The organism is Streptomyces sp. NPDC059169 (assembly GCF_042755225.1).
In the GTDB taxonomy this organism is placed as follows: domain Bacteria; phylum Actinomycetota; class Actinomycetes; order Streptomycetales; family Streptomycetaceae; genus Streptomyces.
This window is the reverse complement of record NZ_JBHZCF010000027.1, coordinates 1-25,881: the sequence shown is the minus strand read 5'-3', so window position 1 is coordinate 25,881 and position 25,881 is coordinate 1. Positions and strand designations below refer to the sequence as shown.

Here is a 25,881-nt window from a genome sequence, read left to right as displayed (position 1 = left end):
CACCACCTGCCCTCCCCGGAGAATTTCCCCTGCCCACGCCCCCGATCACCGTCGTCATCGCCACCCGACTTCGCGAGGACCGCCTCGACTACCTGACCGCCATGCACGCCAGCCTCAGCCGGCAGTCCGTGCCGTGGGAGGCAGTGATCGCCCTCGACGGCGCCGACCCGAGCCGTCTGCCCGCGCCTCTCACGGCCGATCCCCGCGTCCGCACGCTCGCACTGCGCCGCCCGGTCGGCGCCGCCTGCGCCCGCAACCTCGCCCTCACCCACGTCCGCACCAAGTACGTGAACTGGGCAGACGATGACGACGAGTTCACCGACGACGCCATGGCCGTACGGCTGTCCACCCTGGAATCGACCGGTGTGGGCTGGTGCGCCGGGTGGAGTGAGGACCTGCACCCCGACGGTACGACCGCCCTGTGGCGGTGCCCGGTGCCGCCCGGCCGGCACGAGGCCGGCGACGTCATGAACTACTGGACTGACCCGCAGGACACGATCCCGATCGGGCCGACCACGATCCTCGCCCGCACCGACCTCGTACGCGCAGCCCCGATGGGCGGCCTCGTCCAGGGCGAGGACTACATGGCGGCCGTCGGCGTCACAGCCCTCGCCCCGGGGATTCTGTTGCGCCTGCCGGTGTACCGGTACCGAAAGCACCCGGGGCAGATGACACAGCAGACGTCGTACGACCAGTTGGAAGCAGCGGCCCGCGAGCACGCGCACGCCTACGGACTCAGCCTGCGCTCGGCCGTACGAGCCGGTCAGGCCCTCGCCCGTGACTGACGCACACATCACCCTCGCCTACAGCCGGGATTCCGGCATCGTCGCCATCGCCGGCGGCGAGCAATACCGCTGGGCCCACACGGCGTTGGAGGAGTCCGGCTTCCGCCGCGGCGAGGCCGGCGTCTACTGCCTCGCGGCCGACGACCCGGACGCCTCCCGCACGACGGTGGCTGGTCTGATCCGCTGCGCCGAGCGGCACCGCACCAGCGTGTCCACCAGCAGCCGGCGCTTCATCGGCGACGCCGCCCGTGACATCGCCCGTCTGCTGCCCGGCCAGTGGAAAGCGCAGGTCGAGGTCTACTCCCACCCCATGTGGCAGGGAGACCTCGTGCCCTGGCTGTGGGACAGCGGCGAACTCGGCCGCGCCGTACAGAGCTGCCGCATCCCGTACGCCGCCACCCTCACCGACACATCCGGGACGACCCTGCTGCTCGTCGAACGGCCCGGCCAGCAACTCGGCTACCTCGTCGGCGCCTTCGTCCCTGAGTTTCTTGGAGAAGGCTACGGCGACCGGCACGCCCCGGCGAGCATCGTCCTGCCGCCCTTTCCCGGCCGGGCGGCGAAGGCGATCACCGAGCGGTACCTGCCCGCGTACGACCGCGCTGTCCATGCTCGTCGGACCACGGCAGTTGCCGACGCGCTCGACCGCATCCGCACCGAGCACGACACCTGGGCGGCCATGGTCGCCTCCGGCCGGTACAGCGACGCCACGCCGCTGGCCATCGACGCGCTCGGGGCCGCGACCGATCAGTTCCTCGACGACGCCTGGCGCGAGTTCCTAACCGTTCTGGTCCACGCTCCCGCCCTGCTCGACCGGCGCGGCCCCACCGACACCCACCGTCCCGAGGACACCGATGCCCTCGCGCGGCTGGCCGGCGCGCTCGGCGACGCCGAGACGGTGCGCGAGGAGCTGATAGCCGGCACGCCGCTCAGCCGCCCGGAGCGCAACACGCGGACATGGTCGGCCATCGAAGCCTGGATCACCCACGGCGAACCGTTCCTTCGCCAGGCACGAGCAGCAGTCCCGCACCAGCGCCCCGCCCTGGCCGTCTCGGCGCCGCCCCGCCCTCTCCCCCCGGGTCGGCCCGCACCATGCCGCTGACCTGCGGCACCGCCACCGTAAGGAAACTCCCTCTTTGGATCCTGGCACTCACTTCGCCTTCGGCACTCACGAGCAGCACGGCTTCGTCGCCGCCTTCACCGCCTCCATGCCCGCCCACCTGGCCCACTGGTTCCTCGTGCGGGAGCAGTTCGAGCCCGTACCCGACCAGCCGGGTCTCTTCCGGCTCACCGAGCCCGAGCGCGACGGTCCGCGCCGCACCCGCCAGGCCGTCCACGACCTGCGCCGCCACGGCTACACGGTGCAGGCCGACGTCGCCCTCGACCCCGCAGCCTCGGCGAGCCCGCCCCGCCCTGTCCGGCCCCACGGGCTGATGGAACGGCGCAGCCGCATCGCACAGGCCGCCGGCAGGTCATCCCAGCACGGTAAGGCGCCCACCACCACGCCGCCGGCAGCCCGGCTGCCGATCCCGCCGAAGCCCACCTACGCACCCACCGTCCACCTCACCGCCTCCGCAACCGGACGGTCCCGATGAGACCTGACAGCAGGCCGATCCGCATCACCCGCGGACAGGGTGGCGAGGTCGAAGTCGACGGCGCCTTCGATGCCTTCGCCGCCGACGTCCTGCGACGGGCGGGCTTCCTGTTCGAACCGTCCCTGCGCGGGCACTGGATCCGCCTCCCGTTCGACCTGGGCGAAGCGTGGGAGAACGAGCACGCGACCTGGGCCGCCGAAATGCTGTCCGCCGCCCGCTACCGCGTCGACCTCGACCCGTCACTGCGCACACCCACCACCAACGCGCCGCCGGCGGCCAACCGCCTCACGAGGACAGCAATGACGGCCCAGGCACCGCCGCCGCCCGCACCCCGCCGACCCCGCTCCTGAGCGGCCCCGGCCTGACTACCAGCGCTGGCCGTCACCGCTGACACCGACCCCCTGGAGGAACTGATACCCGACACCTCAGCGACTGCCGTGGCCGACCTCGTCTCACGGGCCCGCGACTTCCGTTTGCGGATGGCTGTCATCGACCGCGCGGCCGAGGCCGCACTGGACACCACCCGGGACCGCTACGGGCGCACGGTCCACCACGACGCCGCGTCCGCTGCCCGTGCCCGGCGCAACCAAGCCGCTGTCGAGGCGTACGCCGCGTATCTCGCCCGGCATGCCGATCAACTGCTGGACGCAGCGGGCCGCGCTCTCGACGAGCTGCCGCCCGCCCGACACGTCCCGGCGTGGCGAGCGCTGCTCGACGGCCTCGCCGCCTCCCACACGGAGATCGTCCGCGTCCTCGACCGGCCCGCCGTCCCCGGCTCGGACGCCGAGCGCGAGCAGCACACGGCCGTGTGGCCGCACCTCGCCGTCTGGGCGGATCACAGCTCCATCGCCACCGACCTCGCAGACCAGCACCACCAGCCCGAACGTGAGCTGAGCTGCGAGGAACGGCAGATGTGGACTGCGAGGGCCCAATCGGCGCAGCTGCGAGGCGCACTGGACCTGATCGAGTCGTGGTACGTGGCCGACGGCCGCCGCATCACGCTCGCCCATCTCGTCCAGGACGACGACTCCACGGTGGTTGCTCTCGCCGGCGACCCCGGCGCGCCGGGCTGGGAGGTCATCGGGCACTACGAACACGAGTACGCGGCCGGGCAGGCGCTGTCGCGAGCGGTCCCGCCCGGAGTCCTGCGGCCCGATGCCGCGTCCCGGTTCAACCGTCCCGAGCCTGCTCCCGAACGGCCCTTGCAGGAGCTGGTCCAGGAGGTTGTCGAGGCCCGCGCCGCCGGCGACGTCTCCGAGGTGCTGCTCAGTGCCACGCAACAGGGCTACGGCGCCGGTCCTATGGTCCGCCTGCAGCACGTCCTGTGCGCCGCAGCCGAGTTCTCGTACGCGCTCGACACCGTCCAGGGCCGGCAGATCGGTGCCCGGCTCGACGTACTCGGCCGGCAACTCGACTTCCTCGCCCGCGAGGTCCACGACGCCGCAGAGGACCTCGGCGCCACCGTCGCCGTCCTTCCACCGCACCGCGCCCCCAAGCCCCCGCGGATCCGCCCGCGCCCCGCCCTGGGCACCACGCCCCCGGCGCCTCCCCGCACCACGGCACCCGCGCGCCACCCATAAAGCTCCCTGACAGAAAGCTCCCGTTGTCCCTGACCGCTCCCTCGGCGGCCCCGGCACCGCGCATCACCTACCGCGCGGTGCTGGGCAGCCCGTACGTCGCCCGCCTCCTCGGCGGCACCCTCACCGGCCGCCTCCCCAACGGCATGGCGCCCATCGCGATCCTGCTGTGGATCACCGCGAACGGCAGCAGCCTCGCCTTCGGCGGCCTGCTCAGCGCCCTGTACGGGCTGGCCTCCGCGCTGGCACAGCCGGTCAAGGGACGCCTGATGGACCGCTACGGACAGACCGCCGTACACGTCCCCACCGCCCTGCTCAACTCCAGCCTGCTCCTGGCCCTCCCCCTGGCCGGACCCCACGGGGAGCGGGCGCTCTCCACGGTCATCGTCGTCGCGGCCGGTCTGAGCACGCCTCCCCTGGAAGCCGGCATGCGAGCCCTGTGGCCCAGCGTGCTGCCCGACCAGCGACTTCGGCACGCCGCCCTCGCCCTGGACACCGGCACGCAGGGCCTGCTGTACATCGTCGGCCCCCTGCTCGCCGCCGCACTCGCCGCCGCACACAGCCCCTCCCTCGCCCTGGTCGCCACCGCCGTCCTCGGCCTGGCCGGCACGACCGTCGTCGCCACCGCGCCGCCGTCGCGCCGATGGGCTCCCGCAGCGGGGAACCCCGGCGGCACACCGGCACAGCGGCTGCACTCCCCCGGCCTGGTGCTGCTGTTCGTCTCCCTCGCGGGTATCGGCTTCGCGATCGGCGCCCTGAACGTGTGGGCCGTCGCCATGGCCGAGGCCCATGGCCAGGACATGCTGTCCGGCCTGCTGCCCGCGGCCTTCTCCACCGGCAGTTTCCTCGGCGGACTCCTCTACGGGCGCCGCACCTGGCCTGGGTCCGCCACCCACCAACTCCTGGCCGGCACCGCCGCCTTCCTCGCGGGGTGGCTGCCACTGCTTGCCCTCCCGGGGCCGTACGGCGCCACCGTCGCGGTCGTCGCGCCCGGCGCGTTCCTCACCGTCGTGGTCGCCTGCGCCTACATAACCACTGACACCCTCACCCCCGCGGGCCGCACGAGCGAGGCGTACGCGTGGCTGATCCTGTCGATCGGCGCCGGGCAGGCCGCCGGCACCGCCCTCGCCGGCCACCTCGCCGACCACCCCCTCGCCAGCGCCGCACTGCCCGCCGCCGGAGCAGCCTTCGCCGTAACCGTCCTGCTCCTCGCCCGACCCCGCCTCTCCCCGAGCGGGCACGGCACGCACCGCCGCCGCCTTCGGCCGACCCGGTGCGCACGCACCTGAACGGTCGGCACCCGCAACTCCCCCCTTCTGCAACCGATCAAGGAGATTCATCCATGGCTGTCCGTACGACCTGGAATGTTGTCCACACCTGTGGACACAGTGTGGATCACGACCTTTCGAACCGTCCCGCCGACAAGCGCGCCGGCTTCGCCCGCTGGCTCGGTGGCCGGGACTGCACCGACTGCTGGAAGGCATCGCGCGAGGCCGACACCGAGTCCAAGGAGCAGTGGCTCGCCACCAAGCGAGCCGAGGAGCAGCAGGCCGCCGCGGAGTGGGCCGCGAAGTTCGACATGCCGACGCTGGAGGGCCCGGAGCGGGCTCTGGAGTGGGGTGAGCGTTCCCGCCACCAGCTGATGTCTGCCGCGCATACCGCTCTCGTCGTCGAAGGCACCTGGGACGAGGCGGACTGGGCGGAGCTGGAGGAGAAGGCCCGCATCATCAGCCGCGCCGGATGGTGGATCGACCAGCGGGACACGGAAGGCTCTGACCTGCTCGAACTCCTCGACGCGGCCACCGAGACGGATAAGGGGACGGAGAACCCGTTTCGCTGACAGCGGCGGAACATAGCCGAGGATCGCCGGTTAGCCAAACCGGCGATCCTCCGGACCATTGATCCTCCCACCGCCACCCCCGCCCCGTGTGAGGATCCACATGAGCCTGCCCCCGACCACCCCGGCGTTCGCGCCGACGCCCGACCCGCTCACCCCGGCCCGGGACATCACCCACGCCCACTTCCAGGCCGGCGACCAGGTCGTCGTCCTCAAGGGAGTCGCGGGCGGGGAACTGTGGGGGGATTCGATGCGCATCGTCGCCCCGTCCTGGCACACCCCGACCGACGAGGACGGATGGCGACTGCGCGACGCGACCGGCGGCGCCCAGACCTACATCACCGCGCACCCCCGCTACCTCGTGCATCTCTCCCGCCGGTGCCCGGACTGCCTGATCTACCTGCGCGCCATGGAGGACCACCTCCTGCCGAAGCACAACGGACACGACACGCTGATCGACTGCGGCTGGTACACCATCACGGCGCTCAACCAGCTGGTCCACGTCGCCGATGCCCGGGGGAGTCGGTGATCCCGCGCGTCAACGAGCGCGCCATCGCCGCCCACGAACCGCTCGGCGACGCTCTGGCACGCCCGGTGTCAACCGACGAGGGCCTCACCGAGCACACAGTCGTCGCCTACTGGCCGGGCATGGACTTCTACACCCTGGACGACGAGCAGGCCACCTGGACGTCCGCCCAGTGGGCCGGACACCTCGACGATCCGCTCATCGAGCACCCTTTCGCCGCCAGCCCCTACGAGGACCGGCGGGCGATCTTCCACCTGGGTGTCCGGCTCCACCCCGACGACCGTGATCTGACCGGTGCGCAGTGGGCCGAGGTCGCCCACCGCCTCGCCCGAGCCGCCGGGATCGAGATCCCCGGCAACGAGAACGGCTGCCGCTGGATCGCCGTCCAGGCCCAGCCGAGACGCCTTGATGTGATCGCCAACCTGATCCGCCTCGACGGCACGTGGCAGCAGCAGCCTGCCGATCTCCTGCGACGGCTTTCTGATGAAGCCAGCCGCATCGAGCAGGACCTGCACCTCCTTCCCGTACGCACACCTCCGGAGCCCCGGATCGCCGCCCGGCCGGCACCGACCGCCTCGGCACCGCTCGCCACGGTCCTCTCGCAGCTCGCCGACGAGCAGTCCGGCCCGCTGGCCACGGTCCGCGGACTCGTCGAACACGCCGCCCACCGGATCGCCTTGCAGCCCGGCGCTACCGGCCGCGACACGGCGCACGCCCTGGAGCTGATCGCCCACCGTCTCTACCGCATCCAGCAGGACCTCGACGCAACGGCAACACGCCTGACCGCCCCGCCCCTTGTCACCGCAGCGCCGTCCCCCGTGCGGCACACCGCACATAGATCACTCTAGGAGAAACGTCTCTTTGCCCCTGGCCGACCGCTTCCTGCTCATCCGCCGCGACCCGCACTCCGCAGAGGTCCTGGCCCGCGGCGGCGACGGCGAGGCCCACAGCGTCCTTCAGCGCGCGGGCTTCGTCCCGGTGGTCCGCGTCCATGAGACCTACCACCGCGCTCCCACCGGCCTGGACGGGCACGACGAGGCGCGTCTGGCCACCGAAGCCGTGGCCCGGCTGCGGGCCGTCGGATACCACGTCGAATGCGACAACGACTTCGACACCGAGCGCCGCCCGGCCCGCGACCTGCCGCTGGGTGCCTCCATCGCCCATCTCGCCGAGCGGATCCGGCACGCCACCACCACCGAGGAGGCAGCCGACGTCCTCACCGAGCTGACCGCCTCGCACGACGGCATCCTCACCGCCCTCGACGACGTGCTCGTCACGACAGCCGAGTTCCACGACGGCCTCGGCGGCGCAGCCGACCCACACATCGCCCGCCGCCTGCGCTACCTCGCCGACGAGCGCCTCCACATCATCCGCAGCGATCTCGCCCACACGCGCACCGCCCTCGCCGACCGGCACGCTGCGCACCCCGGCCGCAGCACCTGCACCCAAGAGGTCCCTGCCGGCGAGCGTGAACGGTCGGCCGTGTGCGCCTGCCCACCGCCTGCACGCACCGTGCCCCCGCCGCCCCCGGCCAAGGCCGGGCTGCGCCGCTGACCCCTATCTCCCCGCCCAAGGACACCATGCACGACCACGAAGATTCCGAACGCCTCGCCTCGTTCGCCGACGTCCTCGCCGGCGAACTGCCCGACACCTGGGCCAGCGCCTACCACTCACCCGAGCACAAGGACGACCTCGCCGAACTCACCAACCGCATCTGGGATATGGACCTCGTCGCCGAGTCCCTCGCCGAGCACCCGCTGCGGCACGCCGCCGTCCTGACCCGACAGGACGGCGCCCAGGTGGCCGTCATCGACCGGCACGACGAACTCGGCGGCTTCCTCATCGCCGCCGTCGGCCCGCGCGATGTGCCCGACGAGGCGTACCGCGGCATACGGGAACCGTACGGGATCGCCCTGAGCGACGACCCCTTCCTGAGCGCCGAGCTGGTCGCCGGCGACCTGCTCGCCCGCTACGACGCCGCGCTCGCCCAGGCCCGCCACAACGCAGCCGCCGCCGTCCGTCCGTCCCAGCCTGACCGTGTCGTCCTGACCTGGCAGGTGGACGGCAGCCTCGCCGCCGCCCCGGTCGGCGAGACGGCCTCCGCCATCCTGGCCGCGGGCGGCTTCGTCCACGACAAGCAGACCAACATCTACCGGCTGAACGGCGACGACACCGCCGAACAGGCCCGCGCCGTTCGCGAGACCGGACAGCAGCTGGCAGCCCACGGCATCACCGTCGCACTCCAGCACCCCTCCGGCTTCATCGCGCCCACCGCCACCGCGCCGGCCACGCCGCCGGCCCCGGCCAAGGCCCGGACCACGACCGCCAGGGGCCGATGAGCCAACAAACGAAGCCCGACTTCCTGGTGCGGCCTTGCGCTGGTCCGCTGAAGCCACCGACCGCCCCCACTGCGCGCCGCCGCTGAACAGGAGCACCACCTTTGGGCAATCGTGCCGACGATTGCGGCACCGACGTCGAGATCTACACCAAGGCCCTGACCACCACGATCTACGCGGCCACCCCGACCGGAGCGCCCGAGCAGCTCCTCGACCTGCTCGACCACCTCGGCCTGGAGCGCCAGGAGGTCCGCACCGCCGGCCCCTGCTACGTCTGGCACATCGTCCCCGAACACCTCGACGACGCCGACCAGAAGCGCCTGGCCAGCCGCGCGATCCCCTCCCTCCTCATGGCCGGATACAAGGTCAACATCGACCCCGATCTGTTCGACGAACCCGCCTACCAGCAGGCCGCGCACGAGGTACGCGCCCGCCGGGCCCGGCCCGCCGCGCAGAGCCCGGCCTCGTCCGCTGCCCCAGCTCCCCGGGCGAGGAGCCGACGTAGCCCGTAAGCCCGAACGGCGGCCCCGGCGCCCACGTGCCGGGGCCGCCCCCGACCGCACCACCGACTGGAGCTCCCGCAATACCCCGCACCACCCCGCCGATCTCCCGGCGTCTCAAGCCCAGCCTGGCCACCGCCCTGTTCCGCCGCTACCTCCGGGCGTGCATCGCCACCGGCCCCGACCGCGTCTCCCCGCTGGCCGGGACACGCCCGGAGGCCGTCCTCAGCGAAGCCCGGCGGATCGGCCACCGCCACCACCACTGACCCCACCCGTCCTGGAGGAGCATGCCCCACCCCACCCCGTACCAGGTGCGGCTGGCCGACGAGATCGCCCGTCAGCTCGGCCAGCTCGCCGACCAGCTCGCCATACTTCCCCCTCACAAGGCCACGCAGGTGATCGCACGCGTCGTGGACCCCGCCGACGGCGTCCTCGGCGGCGTCACGCACCTCGTTGCCGTCAGCAGCATGTTCGCCAAGGTCCAGGCCGAGCGCGGCGGGCTGCCGCCCGAGGTGTGGCTCGCCCTGGGGCGGGCCACGAACGAACTCGACGCCATCGGCGACGACCTGGACGAACACCGCGAGACTCTCCAGCACGTCGGCGACCGTCCCCGCACCGAACCGGCGAAGCCGTCGTCCCCTGCCCCACTTGTCATCCGGCGGCACCGGTGAAGAAGAAGCAGTGGCAGGGCTGGGGCCCGGGCGAGCAGGCCGAACAGCACTACCTGGTCGAACCCCGTGCGCTGGCCGGCGGCGGCGACCTGCGCCACGTCTCGGAGTTCCTGCGCGCCTCCGGCTGGCGTGACAAGTCCAAGAGCGGCGGTCCGCTCTTCCTGGAGAGTCCCGACCGTACGGTCCGTATCTCCTACGACCCCTACGTGCTGCCGGGCGGGTGGACGATCCACGGCAAGGCGGCCGGGCACCAGGAGGAGTGGCGGGTGAACCTCGGCCGGCAAACCCCGGTGGAGATCGTCGCCGGTCTGACCGATGCCCTGACCCGCCCCCGCTCCGCCCACGCCCCCAACGTCTGGGCACCTCTGCACGAACAGCGTTGGCGCACCCCGCCCAACGCTGAGCACGTCACCGCAGTGAGTCCCGACGGATCGGCGTGGATGCAGTTCCACCAGGACCCGAACGGCGAGGCGATGTGGTGGTCCGGCGCCAAGGACCAGCAAGGCAACGGCTGGACCGCCAGCTTCACCGCCACCACCCCGATGCACCTCGTGCAAGCCTTCTCCGCCGCGCTCGCCAGCCCCGAGCGCGTGATGCGCCCGCGAGGACGCGTCCCGCACAGCGGACAGATCCGGACCACGTCCGTCTCCGTCCTGCCCTCCCAGCTCAGCGCCTGGCAGCAGGCCCGCATCACCGCCGCCCGCGCCGCCACCTGGGCCCGCAACTCCTGGGCCGCCGGCCGGCCCCGCACCACGACCCGCCCCCACGCCACCGCCGGCGGCGCCCGCGCCCGCCGCTGAACCCACCCCCGACGACCCAAGGAGCCCTGTGCCCGCACTGACCCCGGACGCCATCCGCACCGCTACCGAAACCCTGACCGACCTCACCGAGTACCTGCGCGAGCACCCCGACCCGGCCAAGGCGCTCGCGCTCGTCGAGCCGCTGCTGGACGAGTACACGGGCGTGCCCGTTCAGCTGGCCGACATCCTGCGCACCCTCGCCCGCACTCTGCAGGACCACCCGGCCATCCCGCGCACCGCAGAAACCGACCTCCTGATCGCAGAGCTGCGCACCGCGGCGTGGGAGCAGTCCGACCAGCACGTCCTCCACTACGTCCTCGACGGCTTCCGCGATCACTTCGACAGCACTCCTTCTGACGTGTCGGGGTGCGGCCGGTGTCGGTGAGCGAACGGCAGCTTGCCGCCTTCGCCGACACGCACGCCTGGCGGATCCCGTTCGACACCACCCCCCGTCACCTCGCCGGCCCCGGGGACGCCCGCCACGTCACCCACGGTCTGGCCGCGGCCGGATGGACCCGCACGTCCGACCCGCTGAGCCCCGAGATCGTCCTGCGCGGCCCCGACCACCGTCACAGCCTGCAGTTCGACCCGCAGTCCGCCACCTCCGCATGGTGGCGGCTGCGGGCCGAGCCCACCGACACCGAGCCGGGCTGGTACGCCGAATTCGGTGAACTCGTCCCCGCCGAGATCCTCAGCGGACTCACCGACGCCCTCATCGCCCCCACCCCGGCCCAGCGCATCGAACCGTTCCAGGTGCTGGAGTCGGCGGGCTGGCTGCTCGACGGACACAACGCTGCTCACACCCCTGACGCCATGTGCCACGTGGAGCAACGCTCCGAGCGGGGCGAGAGCACCGCGTACTGGCATGTGGAGACCTGTGAGCCGGGACACGGCACCGCGATGGGCCGCCGGATCTGGCACGCCTGGTTCGACGGCCGCACCCCTGCCCATCTGGTGAGCGCCTTCGTCACCGCGCTCGCCGACACCGCCCCGCTGCAGCGCGGCATGTACGACCGAACCGCCCACCACAGCGTCGTGCAGAAACCGAGCCCGCTCACACCCGAGCAGATCGTCGAAGCGCACACCGCCCGACTCGCCGGCATCCGCCGGCAGGCACGCGCCGCACACCGTCGGCACCGGCTGGACGCCGTGACGGCGCCGCCGAGGGCCGGCACCGTCCGTTCACCCGCTCGCCGCTGACCCCGACAGGACACCCCACCATTTCCTTCGATCCCTCCGCCCACCGCGCACTCCTGCGCCACCTCGACGGCTTCGTCCGCGACAGCAAGAAGATCCTCGACGCCTGGGACGCCTACTCCGACGAGCACACCGGCCTCGACGGATGGCCCTACGACGACCACGCCTACGGACTCCGCCAGAGCCAGCGCGACGCCGACACCGCCGAAGCGTTCGAAACCGTCCACGCCGGCGCCCGCCAGCTGCTGGCCACCGCCGAGACCCAGCTCGCCCAACTCCCCGCCCGCGCGGCGCAGAACCACTGGGTGTGGCAGCTCGGCGTCCTACGGGATGCACTGGACCGCCTTGACGCTCTGCGTGAGGAGTGGCTGCAGACCCGCGACAGCCTCCCCGTCGCCGCCCGGCCCGGCACCCCGGCCTACGACGACGCTCTCGCGGAGTACCACGCCGAATCGTGGAGCTACCTCGACGACTGGGCCTGCCACGGCCAGACCGTCCTCGACATCAACTCTGCGGCCCGGCACGCCCCCTCAACCCTGGCCCCGCCGCCGACCGCGACCACGGTCCCCGCGTCCGGCCGGACCTACACGGTGCGGAAGTGACCATGCTCAAGACCCCCGAGATCGTCGATGTCAACTTCATCGCGCCGCGTCACCTGGCCGGCGGCGGGGACCCCGCCTGGGTCACCGTCCCCCTGCACCGGGCCTGCGGCTGGAGCTACGGCCACGACCCCCTGATGCCGCGCGTCATCCTCTCCAGCCCCGACCAGAAGGCCCTGCTACGACTGGAGCCCGACCCCGACGGGCAGTGGTGGACCCTCCACCACGCCCACCAGCCGGACCGGCCCGCCTGGTACGCGAGCTTCGGCGCACGCACCCCCGTCGAGATCATCGCCGGCTTCATCGACGCCCTGACCGACCCCGCGGCACACCACGCTGCGAGCGCAGACCCGTACGAGCCTCTTCTGGACGCCGGCTGGATGCCGGCGCCCGGCCGGGATGGGCTTGTCTCGCCCGACGGCAAGGCTCACGTCGAGCGCTATGTCAGTGCAACGTCCGGGTGGGCCACCACCACCCTCAGCGAGACCGAGGGCCCGGTATGGCAGGCCCGCTTCGGCGAGCACGCCCCGCCGCACCTGATCGCCGCGTTTACCCGCGCGCTCGCCGACCCCAGCCCGCTCCCGCGCACCGGCACGCCGGTCAGCATCCCGGCCTACGGCACCAAGCTCGTCACCCGCACGCAACGGGAACTGCCCGCCGTGCAGGTCGCCGCCGCGCTGGAAGACCGCGTCGGCGTACTCGCGGCACGCCGCCCGGCGCCACCGGCGAAGTCGCCGAACCCGCGACGCCCTCCGGCCAGCCCGGGCCGCACCCGCTGACCGCCACCGCCCTCCCCCACCCGGAAGCACACATCCCCCTTGCCTCCTTCCACCAACAACTCCTCCGACGGATACGACATCGCCTTCCGCCTCCTGCTCGGCGTCCTCGGCATCGTCATCCCGCTGTCCCACCTCGCCTGGTTGTCCGGCAACATCACCGCGTGGCTGACCGGCAACGACTGGGCGCCCTACCAGCCAACCGCCGCCCTGCTCCACCCCGACCAGCTCTGGCCCCACATCGGAGAAACGTCCCTGCTGGTCGGCGCCCGGATCGTGCCGATCGCCGCCCAGATCGCGCTCGGCGCCGTGGCCGGCGTCCTGTGGTCTCGTCACAAGGTCAGCGGCAGCGGCCGGAAGAAGAAGATCACCGGCATGGCCAAGGCCCGGGACATCGAGCCGCTGATGGCCAAGGCGATCACCGCCAAGGCCCGCGCCCTGCGCCCGAGCCTGAAGACGGCCAAGCACATCGACGCCAAGGACACCGGCATCCTCCTCGGCAACCTGCAGGGCACGCGCCACGAGGTCCGCATGGGATACGAGGACGTCGCCGTCGCGATCATGGCCCCGCGCTCCGGCAAGACCACGTCGCTGGCCATCCCCTCGATCCTCGCGGCCCCCGGCCCGGTCCTGCTCACCTCGAACAAGGCCGCCGGCGATGCCTACACCGCCACCCTCGACGCACGGTCGGCAGTGGGGCGGGCCTGGTCGATGGACCCGCAGCAGATCGCCCACGCCGAACGCTCGATGTGGTGGAACCCCCTTGCCGACGCCAAGACCCTCGACGGAGCGGGCCGCCTTGCCGGCCATTTCCTCGCCGCTTCCGTAGACGCGAGCCAGCAGGGCGACTTCTGGTCCAAGGCCGGATCCAACATCCTGTCGCAGCTCTTCCTCGCCGCCGCGCTGGACAACCGGCCGATCACCGACGTGATGCAGTGGCTGGCCTTCCCCGCCGACCGCACCCCCCTCGACATCCTCCGTGATCACGGCTTCAGCGCCGTCGCCGCACAGCTCAAGGGCACCGTGGAAGGCCCGCCGGAGACACGGGACGGCATCTACGAGACGGCCCGCCAGTACGCCGCCGCGCTGCTCAACTCCGAGATCGCCGCGTGGGTCACCCCGCAGAAGGACGTCCCCGAGTTCCGGCCGCCCGAGTTCGTGACCTCCACCGACACGCTCTACCTGCTGTCGAAGGACGGCGGCGGAGCCTCCGCGCTGATCGCCGCGTGCGCGGACTCGGTGATGCGGGCCGCTACCGCACAGGCCGAGCGCGCCGGCGGACGCCTCGACCCGCCGATGCTCGCGATCCTCGACGAGGCCGCCAACGTCTGCAAAATCTCGGACCTACCGGACCTGTACTCCCACCTCGGCAGCCGCGGGATCATCCCGATCACCATCCTCCAGTCCTACCGCCAAGGCCAGAAGGTCTGGGGCGACGCCGGCATGGACGCCATGTGGTCCGCCTCCACCGTCAAGGTCATCGGTTCCGGCATCGACGACCCCGACTTCGCCGACAAGCTCTCCCGTCTCATCGGCGACCACGACGTCGAGACCACCAGTACGTCCCACTCCGAGTCCGGCAAGTCGACCTCCGTGTCGATGCGGCAGGAGCGGATCCTGCCCGCCGACGCGATCCGCGCCCTGCCCAAGGGCACCGCGCTGTGCTTCGCCACCGGCATGCGCGCCGCGATGCTCGACCTGCGCCCCTGGTACCTGGAGCCCGGTGCCGCCGAACTGTCCGCCGCCTCCAAGCGCGCCTCCGACGGCATCACCAAGCGAGCCGTCGCCAAGCACGCACCGCGGCAGACCGACTTCGGGACCGCAGCATGAACCCGATACGGCTCCCGGACGGAGCCCGGCTCGCCACCTACATCGACGGTCCCGCACACGCCCCTACGACGGCAGTCCTCGTCCACGGGCTGTCGGTCACCGCGGACCTGTGGCGCTCGCACGTACCGCTCCTGGCCGGTCAAGGGATCCGCGTCGTGCGCTACGACCAGCGCGCCCACGGCCGCTCCACCCGCGGCACCGCCGCGCTGGGCCTGGACCAGCTGGCCGACGACCTCGCCCACGTCCTTGCGACGACGGCGCCACGCGGACCACTGCTGCTCGCCGGCCACTCCATGGGAGCGATGACCCTCATGCGCCTCGTCGCGCGCCACCGCGAACGCGCGCCACGCCTCCGCGGACTGCTGCTGATCTCACCCCCGTACGGCGGGATCAGCACCCGCACCGGCACCGGCCCGGCCCAGTCGCTCCTCACCCTCAGCCGCAACCTGCTCGCGTCCGCGTGCACGCACACGCCGCACCTGCTCGACGCCACCCGGCGACGTCTTCCCACCAACAGCCGGTGGGCCCTACGGCCAGACACCCACCCCGCATCCGACGGGCTGCCCCCGTCGTGCCGGAAGGGCCTGCACGCCACAGCGACCAGCGACATCGCGGCCCTGTGGCACGACCTCGCCGGCCAGCAGCCCGACCCCCGTCTGCTGCAGCACCTCGGCAATCGGGTCCACCTTCTGGCCGGGAGCCTGGACACGCACATCCCGCCCGAACAGACCCGGCGCCTGGCCGCCTTGCTGCCCGACGCCCAGCTGGAGATCGTCCCGGACGCCACCCACTCGCTGCCCCTGCGTCACGCACAGCTGGTCACCGACCGAATCACCCGCCGCGCCGCCGCCCTGTTCACCTGCGGATCGGAGTCTTCCCGTTGGGTCTCCTAGACCACGCCGACATCACGTTCGGCACCACCGACACCGGCGGCACCTTCGCCGTCGTCAACAGCGACCTGCCTCAAGCCCACACGATCCTCGCCAGCGCGGGCTTCACACCCCGCGAGTACCAGGGCCAACTGCTCTACCAGCTGCCCCTCGGCACCTCCCCGGAGCATCACCTCGACGCCGTCGGCGAGGTGTACGACACGCTCCTGCGTTACACCCCCCGACATCGCCTACCTGTGCACGCCGCCGCTCGACGGCCCCGGCGAGCACGCCCATAAGCCGGATGTTGAGATCCACCTGCCCTCGCCTGTCGTGACGGCGACGGCGCATCAACCGCACGTGCACGAGGTCCTGTTGCGATACGGCTGGCAGCCCGCCGACGCGCTCGGACTCCACGTGTACGCGCTGCCAGACGAGATGAGCGACGCCGACAGGCTCGGCGTCGTGGTCATGACGAAGGCGAATCTCTACGCCATCGGCGAGAGCGTCCGAGTCGACTGCGGCGTCCCCTGCCTGACCGCGGACTCGCTGAGCGGTCGCGCCCGGCCTCCTGCCCTGGCCTCTTTCGCCGCCGGCCTGGCCGCGCGGCTGCCAGGGGAGTGGAGCCTCGACTACCAGCGCCATGGAACCTGGGCCGACCGTGCACTGAGGGCCGACCGGGTCTGGACCGCCGGCGAGCCCCGCCCCCTCGCTCGGCCGTCCCACCGTTGACGACGCCGTTCTGCAGAACGCCGACGGCCTGCAGCTGTACATCGTCAACCACCGGGCCAGCCGCTTCCTGGTCTGCCCGCTCATCCCCGCCGACATCCACGAGGACACCGCCGACCGGCTCCCTGCCCCACCCGTGATCGGCGCCCATGCCGATCCCCGCCGCCCAGCCTGGCGTGTCGCCGATCGCCTTCTGCCGCACTACCTCGCCGCAACGCGCGAGGCCCGCCGCACCACAGCCAGGGCCCGACATCAGCCGCGAACCGCCGCGCTACCGACAGCCGCACAGCTCCCCTCCGCGCGCCGCCGCTGAGACGGACGCACATCTGCCCGCCGACGCCACAGGCTCCGCTCCCCAACCTGCCGGGTCACCGTCCGGTAGCCGCCTGACTGCAGGCCGCCCGCCCGTCCCCGCCCCACACCGCCACCGCCCCGGACCCCTGGAGTTGCCACGTCCTCCGAAGCCCTCACACCTCATGACCTCGCCCTCGCTCTCGCTCTCGCCCACCGGATCGACCCCAACGCCTCACCCCGGGACGTGATCGTCAGCTTCCGCGTCCGGCCCCAGGCGGCAGCCGAGTTCGGCCACAAGTCCACCGGAGGGCCGGCCACTTCGCTGGCCCAGGTGCTACACGCCCAGCTCTACGGTCTGCCCGCGGATCCCGACCCGCTGCCCACCGCGCTGGACGCCCTCCTACAGGCCACGCACTCCGCGCGCACCGGAGAGCAGAGGGCAGCAATCTTGCAGCGGCTCGCCGACCAGCTCCGCAACGCCGCCGAGATCCTCCAGCGCTTCCAGTACGAAGCCCAGTGGGACCGCCTCCCCTCACACGCCGCCGCCCAGCTCCGCCAAGCGCACGACCACGCCGAGCAGATCGCCGATGCCCTCGAAAACGTCGCCCCCGTGTTCACCGATGCGCCGCCCAACGCGGCCTCATCGCCGCCGCAGCAGACCCCTCCGCCGATGGCTGCTGCTCACGCACGCACCACGGCGCCACCGCCGGGCCGCCAACGCTAGCGCCCCTTGGCGACCTGAAGGCACGGGCCGCCGCTGTGCAACGCCTCCGTTGTGCCGACCCTGCCGAGCCCAGCGGCGACGCCCGTGCCCCTTACCCCCCGCCCCCGCCGTCTCACCTGCCAGGAACCACTATTTCCTCCACCCCGCAGTTCCGCGCTATATCCCTGGGCGCTGGAATTCAGTCCAGCAGCATGCTCGCCCTGTCCGCCGAGGGGATTCTCCCCAAGGTCGATTACGCGATCTTCGCCGACACCGGATGGGAACCCGCCGCCGTATACGCACACCTCGACCGACTGGAAAAGGAGATAGCCGAACCCGCCGGAATACCCGTCCTGCGAGTGTCCTCCGGTAACATCCGAAACGACGCACTCGACCCGCATCACCGATTCGCGTCCATGCCGCTCTACATCCTGAACAAGGACGGGAAGCAAGGCATGACCCGGCGGCAATGCACGGGCGAATATAAAATCAAGCCAATCAAGAAAAAGGTCCGCGAACTTCTCGGATACCCGTACCCACAGCGCATCCCCAAGGGCGTGTTCGTCGAGCAGTGGGTCGGCATCTCCACCGACGAATTCCACCGCGCCAAGGACGCCGACGTCCGGTACATGCGCAACCGGCATCCACTCCTCGACCTGGGCTGGTCGCGCAGCGACTGCGTCCGCCACCTCACCTCGCTGGGCCTGGCGGACACGCCCAAATCGAGCTGTCTCGGCTGCCCCTTCCACGGAAATGCGCAGTGGCGGAAAATCCGCGACAGCAGCCCGGACGAGTGGCGGGACGTCGTGGAATTCGACGCCGCCATCCGGCAGGGAAACGCCCGCGCGAACGAGAGCGGCAACCCGCTGCTCGGGCAGGCGTTTCTCCACCGCTCCCGGGTGCCGCTGAGCGAGGCGCCGATCGACCACGTCACCGCAGCCGAGTGGGCCGCCCGCCAGCACGAGCTGACCGACGCCAATGAGCTGGAGCAGGGCGCGGTCGACGGCTGCTCTCCCTGGGCATGCCGCGGTGACGCCGAGCCGGTGCAGGACGACTTCGGGCTGGCTTCTTGATACTGGACCTCTTCGCGGGTCCGGGAGGTTGGAGTCACGCGCTGACCGTGCTCGGCGTACGGGACGTCGGCCTGGAGTGGGACGAGTGGGCGTGCAAAACCCGCGCCGCGACCGGGCAGTTGACGATCCGGACCGACGTGGCGATGTATCCGGCATGGCCGTGGGTCGGCCGGACGCAAGGACTGATCGCGTCTCCGCCGTGTCAGGCGTGGTCGATGGCCGGCAAGCGCCTCGGACTGGTGGACCAGCCACTGGTGCACCAGGCGGTCGCCGACCTCGCCGCCGGACGCGACACCCGCGAGCAGCTCCTCGCCGCCTGCCGGGACGAGCGCTCGCTGTTGGCCGCCGAGCCCATGCGCTACCTCCACGCCCTGAACGCGGCCGGGGAGCCGGAGTGGGTCGCCATGGAGGAAGTACCGGACGTCCTGCCGCTGTGGAAGCAATACGCGGCGATCCTGCGCCGCTGGGGATTCTCCGTCTGGACCGGCATCCTCAACGCCGCCGACTACGGCGTCCCCCAGACAAGGAAGCGGGCGATCCTGCTCGCCTCACGGGTCCGCCCCGCCGAGCCCCCGCCCCCGACCCACGCCAAGCTCCCGGAGCCCGAGTCGCTGTTCGGGCCGGGCCGCGCCCGGTGGGTCTCCATGGCTGAGGCCCTCGGCTGGGGCGCGACCGACCGGCCCGTTCCCACCGTGTGCGCCGGCGGCGGCCCCGGCGGCGGACCGGAGCCCTTCCCCTCCGGCTCCCGCAAGATACTCTCCGACGCGCGCGACCGCGGCACCTGGACGCCCCGGCCGGACGGAATCGTCCTGCGGTCCCGCAGGGAAGGGGCCGGCTGGGCAGCCCGGCACGGCACACGCGACAACCGGCCCGCCGACGCCCCAGCACCCACGTTCACCGCTGAAGCGCACCGGTGGTCGTGGTCCCTGCGCAGCAACAACCAGGCCAATGCCACCGTCCGGTCCATCGAGGAGCCGGCCGGGACGCTGCTCTTCGGGCACCGCGCGAACGAGTGCACCTGGATCGCCGAACCTCGCGCCTACCAGTCGGACACAGAGCCCCAGGCCACGCCGGAGCCGATCCGGATCACCGCCCGAGAAGCGGGCCTGCTGCAGACCTTCCCCGCCGACTACCCCTGGGCCGGCAACAAGGGCCCGCAGTTCTCCCAGATCGGCAACGCCGTACCTCCGCTGCTCGCCGGCCACCTCCTCGCCCCTCACCTCAACCGGACCCTCAACCCCGACGACTTCACCCTGGCCGCCTGATGGCACCCACCTCCGACCCCTACGAGGACGACGACCTCGACACCGTCCCGCCGCCGCAGCCGGTGTACTACGCCGAGCAGGCCCTCCTCGGCGCCCTCCTCCTCGAGCCCCAGCGCCTGGGCGACGTGCCCGGCATGGGTCCGGACGCGTTCTCCACCGCCGCGCACGCCGCATTGTTCGCCGCGATCCGCTCCCTGCCGGTCCCCGATCCAGTCCAGCACGCACGGAACGCCAGGTGGCTCGACATGGTGCTCACCGCTGCTCGCGAGCAGGCCCGCGGTCTGACCGCCTCCTACCTCCACACTCTGATCCAGGTCTGCCCCTGGCCGCGGCACGCGCCCGCGTACGCGCGGATCATCGAGGCAGAGCACGCCCGTCGGCGCCTGCGTGCCGGCGGCCAGCGCCTCGTTCAGACCGCGCGGGACACCTCGCTCCCGCACCCGGTCGCGACCACCCTCGCAGAAGCCGACGCCCTCGCCGGCGTCGTGGACGACCTCGCAGCGCGATTCCCTTCGCACGCCGGCTCCCTGCCCCGCACCCCCCAACCCGCGCCGACCACCGCCCCGTACGACGTCGAGGAGGCGGTCGACGAGGAGCGGCTGCTGCTCGCCACCGCGACAGCGCACCCCACGGACGTCGAACAGATGCGGTGGCTGACCCCGGACGACTTCACTCACCCTCTGCACGCCGGGCTGTGGCAGTGCCTGACCGCCCTGACCCGGCGCCGGGCCCCCGTCGACCCGGTCACCGTGCTGTGGGAAGCACAGCAGCGCCACTTGCTCACCGCAGGCGTCGAACCCAGGGAACTGCTCGACCTCCTCGGAACACCGGCCGGCTGCCCGCAGCACTGGGGCGAACAGATCCTCCAGCGCGCCGTCCTCACGACCGCGCACCAGGTAGGCCGCCGCATCGAGGCGTTCACCGACGACCCGGCAACAACGCCGTATCAGCTCGTCATCGGCAGCCGCCGCGCGCTCGCCGACCTGTCCGCAGTACGCACCCGCTGGCAGCACGCCACCTCACCCGCACCCACGACCAAGCCCGCACGGGCCAGGGCAACGCCCCCGCCCCGGGCCGGCCCGCCGCCGTCCACGGCGCCACCCGCTGCGCGCATCTCCCGCTGACCCCGACCCCGCCGGTGGCCGGACCCCTACGGCCCGGCCACCGGCAGAAACGAGCGCCCCTTCGTGCCGACACCCGCCACCGACGCGCATGTCCGCCTCGACACCCACCCCATACACCCCAGCGCCGTAACCGCCACGGTCACCGGCCCCCGGCCACACCTCGCCCGCGCTCTGCTGACCGCCCGCGGCTTCGAAGCCGTCAACGAGCACACCCTGGTCATGGCCCGCATCGACCACGAGGAGCCCTACTGGGCCGAGAAGGCCGCTCAGGCGATGACAGCGGATGGAATCACCACCGAGATCAACCCCCGGCTCCGCGAGGCGATCGACGAGGAGTGGACCTGGGCCAACTATCCGATGCCCTGGTGCAGCCGAGACGAGATCCGGGAGGTCTCCAGCGAAGCCCAGAAGATCTACGACGACATCCGTCGCGGGCGCCTGATCATCCACGCTCATGCTGACGACAGCGGCACCATGGTGGCTGTCGGCACCTACCCCGACAGCGGCAAGAGTGTCTACCTGCACGGCGAGAACCACCTGCGGCAGGTCGCCGACACCTACGACTCACTCGCCCAGGCCCTGACAGCCTTCGAACGCCTCCACGGCGACACCATGCGTCCCGGCCCCGCACCGCTGACCGACACCGAGCGCCACGCCGCCGACGCCCGCACCACCCTCGTCACACCAGCCGCACACCCGGCGCCCGCCGCCCAGAAGCCGGAGATCGTGCCGGCCTACGCCGCCGACCCCGGCGACCACGACTCCATCCTCGACCTGTTCCTCGCCGCACACGGCGACTGGGAGAAGTGGAGGACCTGGTCCGACGACACCACCCACGCGATCCACGAAGCCCAGACCCTGCGCATCGAGCACGTCCACGAAGCCCACCCCCGCGATACCGCCTGGACCGTGGCTGCGTACGAGACCCCCGTCTCGGAACGAATGTGGCACCTCACCGCGACCGGCGCCACCCCAGCCCCCGTGCTCCAGACGCTGCTGCACCACCTCGCCCACGAAGAGAGTTGGGGTACAGCCATCGGCGGTGCGGTCGACGAGCAAGCCGTCACCGCCGCCACCCGGCCCCTCACCGACGCCGGATGGAAGCACACCGTCGACGGCCGCTGGATCCGCTGGACGAACCTGGCCGGGGACGCCGGCGTCCAGTTCGACGCCTTCGTCGCCCAGACGCGGCACAGCACCCTGGCCACGTGGACCGTCTGGGCCGGCCCCAGCATCGACCATCCCACCTGGACGCTCACGGCGTCCCCGAACACCCCCAGCTCGCTGCTCGCCGACCTCACCGAAGACCTTGCCCACGGAACCGGTACACGCCAGCCCAGCGCCGCACGGACCGCACGCGCGCGACTTAGCAGCACACCGCCATCTATCCCGCCAGCAACGGTTAGCCACACGAGCAGCCGCATTCGCTGAGTCGGGCCACTAGGCATCGACGTTGTCCACCCGTGCCGAGCACCTTAATGTCCGCCGATTGTCAGCGCCGCGTGACATCCTCACCTGCCATGATCATGGTCAATGGGATTCGTCGAGTACGGCGCACTCGTGCCCGACGCCGGATGGACAAGCAGGTGGCCGATCTGCGCGCAGCGCTCGATCGCCTCGGATACGACTGGTGGCCGATACCGCGCGGATTCCGCGTGGCCCTGCGCAAGCACGATGCTGCGGGATTGGGCTGGTTCATCAACCTGCAAGCCTGGGGTCTGGTCGCGTGGCTGTTCCTGAGCTTCGAGGCAGCGGCCCTCTGGTGGCCGGAGGAACTCCTCCATGACAGGGTCATCTTGGCCTTCCTCGGGGTCGGGATGGTCTTGGCGGTGATCGTCGGGCAAACAAGGGGCTCGGCATGTACGACACGCCGCAATCGCCTGGCCTGGCTCTGCGCCGAGGTGATCGAGAGTTGCGCCGAGGCCCACAGGCGCGGCGGAGACCGCCGGCACGAGGCTCTGGTCGAGGTGTCGAGGAGCCTCCGGAGACTGGAGGGCGATGTGCTGGCGGCGTATCGCAGGCGTGGGTCAGTGCTGTCCTTCTCCCCTCCTAACGCAAACCTGCGGCGCCATGCCGGGCAGGTGGTCGCCAAACTCCGCACAGTTGAGGAAGAGATGCACGGCGACCATTCGCAGCACGCATTGGAGGAGTTGGCGGGACTGGTAGCGACGATCGCGGAGCAGTACACGAGTAGCAAGGTCGCAACCCTGCTGCCAGTGGGGTCGATTTCGGACCTTGAACCCGTACGTGACCGCGAACCGATTCTCGTGGGCGTCACCGTGGTGGTGATCGCCGGCGGGGCCGTCGCTGTCTCCTTGCTGAATCTTCCCGACATAGCCTCAGGCGCTGTGATCGTCGCGATGGCAGTACTGGTGCTGCTGGTCCTGTTCGGGCGGCGTTGGCACCGGTACCTGCCGATCATCGACATGTTCAAGCCCGGACCATGATCCGCACTACCGTTCCTCGTGTCCGCTATCGCCTTGATCGCACCGGTCGTCCACGACCGACGAAGCCCCGGCCTCTACACCCCGTACCCCTCGGCTGCGACCGGGTCGAAGACCCCGACTGCGGTCCCTCTCCCGCTGGATGGTCGTCCGCCTGCCGCCGGTCGGCGGACGGCACTGGGACCGCCTCTTGGCCCACGTCCAGCACCATTCGAACGCCGTCGGTGAGGTCGACTGGTGGGTCGCTGGTGTCGCTACGACTCGTCTGTTCCCGTTCGGGGCGCGTCCCCACCGAACCCAAGACTGGCCCCCACCCGTGCCTCGCCTGGAGGGGCAGCACGGGATCGGTCTCTTCGGCGCTACGACCGGCTACGCCTTGCCCCGAATCTCGCTCGTAGCGGGGCTGGGACTTGGTACGTTCGGGCGCATGACACCGCGTTCAGTGGATCTGCGCAAGGAGCCCGTGGAAGCCGTGCTGGACCGTGTCGAACGGTCGCTTGGGGTGCGCCTGAGCCGGGAGGCTGTAGTGCGTAAGCGCCGGTCTGTGGGGGCGCGTACGGACCGCGATACGTGGGTGCGGATCGAGCGTCGTGGACTCGATCGGATCGGGGTCCAGGGAGGGGATGGCACCGCGTCCGCCGAGGCTCTTCGCGGGATCGCGAAACCTGCCTGGCTCACAGGCGTCGCGTGGCGGGACGACACGGAGCTGGTGATGTGGCGGGCGGACGAGACGGGGTTGCTGCCGGCGGCGCCGGTGAGCAGCGCCGTGGTGGCGGAGGATCCACAGCTGCCCGAGGAGTGGTGGAAGGCGCTGAGCACCTCGCTGGATGCGCTGGCCGCGCAGCACACCAACCGTATCGCGACATCGGATACCGAGACCCTCACGCAGGAACTGGTCACGGGAACGATCCACAGCGTGTTCCCGGGTGTCGATACGGCCGTGGCCGAGTGGCGGCCGGCCCATGCGGATTTCAACTGGGCGAATATCACGGGGCCGGTGTTCTGCGTGTTCGACTGGGAGGACTGGGGCATGGCCCCCCGCGGCCTGGACGCGGCAAGTCTGTGGGGGGCCTCCCTCGCCGTCCCGGCTCTGGCCGACCGCGTCCGCAGCGAGCGGCGTGAGGACCTGGAGAGCCGGGACGGCATGCTGATGACGCTGTTCGTCGCCGCGAAGATCCTCGGCCCTTACGCCGATCCTGAGGACCCCCGCCTGGTCCCCGCGCGGAAGACGGCGGAGCAGCTGCTGCAGGAACTTCAGGCGGCCTGACGGGCTTTGAGGAGCTGTCTGTACTCCCGGACCACGTTCTCGTCGACCTCGTACGCCAGGGCCTCGGTCAGCTCCCGCAGATGGTCGACGTCGTCCGTGCCGACCGCGACCGCGTCGACCCGGGGCAGGCCGTAGGAGGATCGGAAGGCGGCCTGGATCTTCGTGGCCGGCGGGGAGTTTCGCAGGAAGATCCTCGGATCGAAGCGTTCCCACACCGCCTCGGCCGTACTTCCGCCGAAGGGGCTCATGCCCCACACCTGCGACGGGCACCACCCCATGACCAGGGCCTCGGCCGCATCGAGGACGTCGACCCCGACCAGCAGCCCCGCTCGGACCATAAGGACATCAGGGCTTGGCACGTCGAAGTCCAGGAGCGAGCGCGGATCCCAGGTCGAGACGCCCCAGGAACGGCAGAGCCCGGCCTGTGCTGCATCGGCCAGGGCCGTGCACGCCTGTTCCAGCGTTTCGGCGTCGGGTGCCGAGTGTTCTGGGTTGTGGAGAAGTACCAGATCAGGCTCCCGCCCCAGGTCCTTGATGGCTTGCTCGGCGGCTCTGCGGAGCCGGGCGGGAGCGAGGCTGTGTCCCTCGGGGAAGAACCCGACCTTGGTGGAGACCGAGAATTTCGGCAGAAGATCGCCGGCCGTCCTCTTCAGGACCTCGTGGGAACGATGGCGGAGGTAGTTGGACGCGGTGTCGAGGCGTGTTACGCCGAGGTCGGCGGCTGCTTCGAGTAGGTCACGGGCGTGACCAGACCGGTGTAGCCCGAGGACGATAGTTCCGTCAGCGGTTCGCACAGCCCCTCCGTGATCAGCAAGTCGGCCAAAGTGATGATGTCGTCGGGGGCGCCGTCGAGGTAGACCGGGTGACCCGACAGGAGCGCCCGCAGGCTTGGTTCTGCGCGCTCGTGGAAGGTCAGCCGCTTGCCGCCACCGCACACTTGGACGGTGTCACCGGAGCGGACGATGGAGGGTTCGAACTCGGTGACGGCTGCGACTCCGTCCGGCCGGCCGAAGGCGGCCACGTGCGGCATGTGGCGTGCGGGCGGGGTGCTGGACCGCAGTTCGTCCAGGTACCGCTCGGGGCT

The 25,881-nt window shown here is 71.4% G+C and carries 31 protein-coding genes and 1 pseudogene; 30 read left to right on the top strand and 2 right to left on the bottom strand.

Annotated elements, in window-relative coordinates:
* The first annotated feature begins 44 nt into the window (after nucleotides 1–44).
* The 30 genes from ACFXOM_RS33825 (at nucleotide 45) to ACFXOM_RS33680 (ending at nucleotide 24,797) form a co-directional block, all read left to right on the top strand.
* A complete protein-coding gene (locus ACFXOM_RS33825; RefSeq protein ID WP_385041316.1) occupies nucleotides 45–785 on the top strand; it encodes a glycosyltransferase family 2 protein in 741 nt (246 codons plus the stop codon).
* Complete coding sequence (locus ACFXOM_RS33820; protein WP_385041171.1) at nucleotides 778–1,887, top strand: hypothetical protein; 1,110 nt, start codon at nucleotides 778–780, stop codon at nucleotides 1,885–1,887. Before ACFXOM_RS33825 ends, ACFXOM_RS33820 begins: the two co-directional genes overlap by 8 nt.
* Nucleotides 1,888–1,921: 34 nt before the next feature.
* A complete protein-coding gene (locus ACFXOM_RS33815; protein WP_385041167.1) occupies nucleotides 1,922–2,380 on the top strand; it encodes a hypothetical protein in 459 nt (152 codons plus the stop codon).
* Nucleotides 2,377–2,730, top strand: a complete 354-nt coding sequence (locus ACFXOM_RS33810) for a hypothetical protein (protein WP_385041164.1) — start codon at nucleotides 2,377–2,379, stop codon at nucleotides 2,728–2,730. The genes ACFXOM_RS33815 and ACFXOM_RS33810 overlap by 4 nt, the downstream gene beginning before the upstream one ends.
* A 129-nt stretch (nucleotides 2,731–2,859) precedes the next feature.
* Nucleotides 2,860–3,960 (top strand): hypothetical protein, encoded by a 1,101-nt coding sequence (locus ACFXOM_RS33805; protein ID WP_385041162.1) that lies wholly within the window; start codon nucleotides 2,860–2,862, stop codon nucleotides 3,958–3,960.
* A gap of 23 nt (nucleotides 3,961–3,983) precedes the next feature.
* Nucleotides 3,984–5,246, top strand: a complete 1,263-nt coding sequence (locus ACFXOM_RS33800; protein ID WP_385041159.1) for an MFS transporter — start codon at nucleotides 3,984–3,986, stop codon at nucleotides 5,244–5,246.
* A 53-nt stretch (nucleotides 5,247–5,299) separates the two neighbouring features.
* Nucleotides 5,300–5,797, top strand: a complete 498-nt coding sequence (locus ACFXOM_RS33795) for a hypothetical protein (RefSeq protein ID WP_385041156.1) — start codon at nucleotides 5,300–5,302, stop codon at nucleotides 5,795–5,797.
* A gap of 100 nt (nucleotides 5,798–5,897) precedes the next feature.
* Nucleotides 5,898–6,323: a hypothetical protein gene (locus tag ACFXOM_RS33790; protein WP_385041154.1), complete on the top strand. Its 426-nt coding sequence runs from the start codon at nucleotides 5,898–5,900 to the stop codon at nucleotides 6,321–6,323.
* Nucleotides 6,320–7,168, top strand: coding sequence for a relaxase/mobilization nuclease (locus ACFXOM_RS33785; protein ID WP_385041151.1), 849 nt, complete (start codon nucleotides 6,320–6,322; stop codon nucleotides 7,166–7,168). Before ACFXOM_RS33790 ends, ACFXOM_RS33785 begins: the two co-directional genes overlap by 4 nt.
* 13 nt (nucleotides 7,169–7,181) lie before the next feature.
* Complete coding sequence (locus ACFXOM_RS33780; protein ID WP_385041148.1) at nucleotides 7,182–7,874, top strand: hypothetical protein; 693 nt, start codon at nucleotides 7,182–7,184, stop codon at nucleotides 7,872–7,874.
* A gap of 26 nt (nucleotides 7,875–7,900) precedes the next feature.
* Nucleotides 7,901–8,659 (top strand): hypothetical protein, encoded by a 759-nt coding sequence (locus tag ACFXOM_RS33775; protein WP_385041145.1) that lies wholly within the window; start codon nucleotides 7,901–7,903, stop codon nucleotides 8,657–8,659.
* 101 nt (nucleotides 8,660–8,760) lie between these two features.
* Nucleotides 8,761–9,168, top strand: coding sequence for a hypothetical protein (locus ACFXOM_RS33770; protein ID WP_385041142.1), 408 nt, complete (start codon nucleotides 8,761–8,763; stop codon nucleotides 9,166–9,168).
* A 26-nt stretch (nucleotides 9,169–9,194) separates the two neighbouring features.
* The gene (locus tag ACFXOM_RS33765) at nucleotides 9,195–9,422 is read left to right on the top strand and encodes a hypothetical protein (RefSeq protein ID WP_385041140.1); all 228 of its coding nucleotides are present in this window, start codon (nucleotides 9,195–9,197) and stop codon (nucleotides 9,420–9,422) included.
* 21 nt (nucleotides 9,423–9,443) lie between these two features.
* A complete protein-coding gene (locus ACFXOM_RS33760) occupies nucleotides 9,444–9,827 on the top strand; it encodes a hypothetical protein (RefSeq protein ID WP_385041137.1) in 384 nt (127 codons plus the stop codon).
* Nucleotides 9,824–10,627 carry a DUF317 domain-containing protein gene (locus tag ACFXOM_RS33755; protein ID WP_385041135.1) on the top strand — a complete coding sequence of 268 codons (804 nt, stop codon included), beginning with the start codon at nucleotides 9,824–9,826 and terminating at the stop codon, nucleotides 10,625–10,627. The genes ACFXOM_RS33760 and ACFXOM_RS33755 overlap by 4 nt, the downstream gene beginning before the upstream one ends.
* A gap of 28 nt (nucleotides 10,628–10,655) precedes the next feature.
* Nucleotides 10,656–11,012 carry a hypothetical protein gene (locus tag ACFXOM_RS33750; RefSeq protein WP_385041132.1) on the top strand — a complete coding sequence of 119 codons (357 nt, stop codon included), beginning with the start codon at nucleotides 10,656–10,658 and terminating at the stop codon, nucleotides 11,010–11,012.
* Entirely contained in the window at nucleotides 11,003–11,827 is an 825-nt protein-coding gene (locus ACFXOM_RS33745) for a DUF317 domain-containing protein (RefSeq protein WP_385041129.1), read from the top strand. The genes ACFXOM_RS33750 and ACFXOM_RS33745 overlap by 10 nt, the downstream gene beginning before the upstream one ends.
* A 302-nt stretch (nucleotides 11,828–12,129) precedes the next feature.
* Nucleotides 12,130–12,426, top strand: a complete 297-nt coding sequence (locus ACFXOM_RS33740) for a hypothetical protein (protein WP_385041127.1) — start codon at nucleotides 12,130–12,132, stop codon at nucleotides 12,424–12,426.
* A gap of 2 nt (nucleotides 12,427–12,428) precedes the next feature.
* Nucleotides 12,429–13,202: a DUF317 domain-containing protein gene (locus ACFXOM_RS33735; RefSeq protein ID WP_385041313.1), complete on the top strand. Its 774-nt coding sequence runs from the start codon at nucleotides 12,429–12,431 to the stop codon at nucleotides 13,200–13,202.
* 39 nt (nucleotides 13,203–13,241) lie between these two features.
* The gene (locus ACFXOM_RS33730) at nucleotides 13,242–15,029 is read left to right on the top strand and encodes a type IV secretory system conjugative DNA transfer family protein (RefSeq protein ID WP_385041125.1); all 1,788 of its coding nucleotides are present in this window, start codon (nucleotides 13,242–13,244) and stop codon (nucleotides 15,027–15,029) included.
* The gene (locus ACFXOM_RS33725; RefSeq protein WP_385041122.1) at nucleotides 15,026–15,922 is read left to right on the top strand and encodes an alpha/beta fold hydrolase; all 897 of its coding nucleotides are present in this window, start codon (nucleotides 15,026–15,028) and stop codon (nucleotides 15,920–15,922) included. The genes ACFXOM_RS33730 and ACFXOM_RS33725 overlap by 4 nt, the downstream gene beginning before the upstream one ends.
* Nucleotides 15,910–16,197 (top strand): hypothetical protein, encoded by a 288-nt coding sequence (locus tag ACFXOM_RS33720; protein ID WP_385041119.1) that lies wholly within the window; start codon nucleotides 15,910–15,912, stop codon nucleotides 16,195–16,197. Before ACFXOM_RS33725 ends, ACFXOM_RS33720 begins: the two co-directional genes overlap by 13 nt.
* A gap of 61 nt (nucleotides 16,198–16,258) precedes the next feature.
* Nucleotides 16,259–16,630, top strand: coding sequence for a hypothetical protein (locus ACFXOM_RS33715; protein WP_385041116.1), 372 nt, complete (start codon nucleotides 16,259–16,261; stop codon nucleotides 16,628–16,630).
* 535 nt (nucleotides 16,631–17,165) lie between these two features.
* Nucleotides 17,166–17,645, top strand: a complete 480-nt coding sequence (locus ACFXOM_RS33710) for a hypothetical protein (RefSeq protein ID WP_385041113.1) — start codon at nucleotides 17,166–17,168, stop codon at nucleotides 17,643–17,645.
* Between the two features lie 191 nt (nucleotides 17,646–17,836).
* Nucleotides 17,837–18,697 (top strand): hypothetical protein, encoded by an 861-nt coding sequence (locus ACFXOM_RS33705; protein ID WP_385041111.1) that lies wholly within the window; start codon nucleotides 17,837–17,839, stop codon nucleotides 18,695–18,697.
* Complete coding sequence (locus ACFXOM_RS33700; RefSeq protein ID WP_385041108.1) at nucleotides 18,694–19,962, top strand: DNA cytosine methyltransferase; 1,269 nt, start codon at nucleotides 18,694–18,696, stop codon at nucleotides 19,960–19,962. Before ACFXOM_RS33705 ends, ACFXOM_RS33700 begins: the two co-directional genes overlap by 4 nt.
* A complete protein-coding gene (locus ACFXOM_RS33695) occupies nucleotides 19,962–21,086 on the top strand; it encodes a DnaB-like helicase N-terminal domain-containing protein (RefSeq protein WP_385041105.1) in 1,125 nt (374 codons plus the stop codon). Before ACFXOM_RS33700 ends, ACFXOM_RS33695 begins: the two co-directional genes overlap by 1 nt.
* A gap of 63 nt (nucleotides 21,087–21,149) precedes the next feature.
* Nucleotides 21,150–22,517, top strand: coding sequence for a DUF317 domain-containing protein (locus ACFXOM_RS33690; RefSeq protein WP_385041102.1), 1,368 nt, complete (start codon nucleotides 21,150–21,152; stop codon nucleotides 22,515–22,517).
* Between the two features lie 89 nt (nucleotides 22,518–22,606).
* The gene (locus ACFXOM_RS33685; protein WP_385041099.1) at nucleotides 22,607–23,533 is read left to right on the top strand and encodes a hypothetical protein; all 927 of its coding nucleotides are present in this window, start codon (nucleotides 22,607–22,609) and stop codon (nucleotides 23,531–23,533) included.
* A 424-nt stretch (nucleotides 23,534–23,957) separates the two neighbouring features.
* Complete coding sequence (locus ACFXOM_RS33680) at nucleotides 23,958–24,797, top strand: hypothetical protein (protein WP_385041096.1); 840 nt, start codon at nucleotides 23,958–23,960, stop codon at nucleotides 24,795–24,797.
* Here the strand turns inward: ACFXOM_RS33680 and ACFXOM_RS33675 are convergent.
* On the bottom strand, nucleotides 24,785–25,591 hold the full coding sequence (locus ACFXOM_RS33675; RefSeq protein ID WP_385041093.1) for an aldo/keto reductase: 807 nt from the start codon (nucleotides 25,589–25,591) through the stop codon (nucleotides 24,785–24,787). The two genes, ACFXOM_RS33680 and ACFXOM_RS33675, sit on opposite strands and share 13 nt — an antisense overlap.
* Nucleotides 25,501–25,881, bottom strand: a pseudogene (locus ACFXOM_RS33670) (cupin); the annotation flags it as partial. The pseudogene ACFXOM_RS33670 and the gene ACFXOM_RS33675, both read right to left, overlap by 91 nt.

Bases quoted from the DNA above. Each gene is read 5' to 3' on its own strand.
- ACFXOM_RS33810 (WP_385041164.1), top strand. From the start codon at position 2,377: ATGAGACCTGACAGCAGGCCGATCCGCATCACCCGCGGACAGGGTGGC.
- ACFXOM_RS33805 (WP_385041162.1), top strand. From the start codon at position 2,860: ATGGCTGTCATCGACCGCGCGGCCGAGGCCGCACTGGACACCACCCGG.
- ACFXOM_RS33795 (WP_385041156.1), top strand. From the start codon at position 5,300: ATGGCTGTCCGTACGACCTGGAATGTTGTCCACACCTGTGGACACAGT.
- ACFXOM_RS33790 (WP_385041154.1), top strand. From the start codon at position 5,898: ATGAGCCTGCCCCCGACCACCCCGGCGTTCGCGCCGACGCCCGACCCG.
- ACFXOM_RS33775 (WP_385041145.1), top strand. From the start codon at position 7,901: ATGCACGACCACGAAGATTCCGAACGCCTCGCCTCGTTCGCCGACGTC.
- ACFXOM_RS33760 (WP_385041137.1), top strand. From the start codon at position 9,444: ATGCCCCACCCCACCCCGTACCAGGTGCGGCTGGCCGACGAGATCGCC.
- ACFXOM_RS33735 (WP_385041313.1), top strand. From the start codon at position 12,429: ATGCTCAAGACCCCCGAGATCGTCGATGTCAACTTCATCGCGCCGCGT.
- ACFXOM_RS33725 (WP_385041122.1), top strand. From the start codon at position 15,026: ATGAACCCGATACGGCTCCCGGACGGAGCCCGGCTCGCCACCTACATC.
- ACFXOM_RS33705 (WP_385041111.1), top strand. From the start codon at position 17,837: ATGCTCGCCCTGTCCGCCGAGGGGATTCTCCCCAAGGTCGATTACGCG.
- ACFXOM_RS33695 (WP_385041105.1), top strand. From the start codon at position 19,962: ATGGCACCCACCTCCGACCCCTACGAGGACGACGACCTCGACACCGTC.
- ACFXOM_RS33685 (WP_385041099.1), top strand. From the start codon at position 22,607: ATGATCATGGTCAATGGGATTCGTCGAGTACGGCGCACTCGTGCCCGA.
- ACFXOM_RS33680 (WP_385041096.1), top strand. From the start codon at position 23,958: ATGACACCGCGTTCAGTGGATCTGCGCAAGGAGCCCGTGGAAGCCGTG.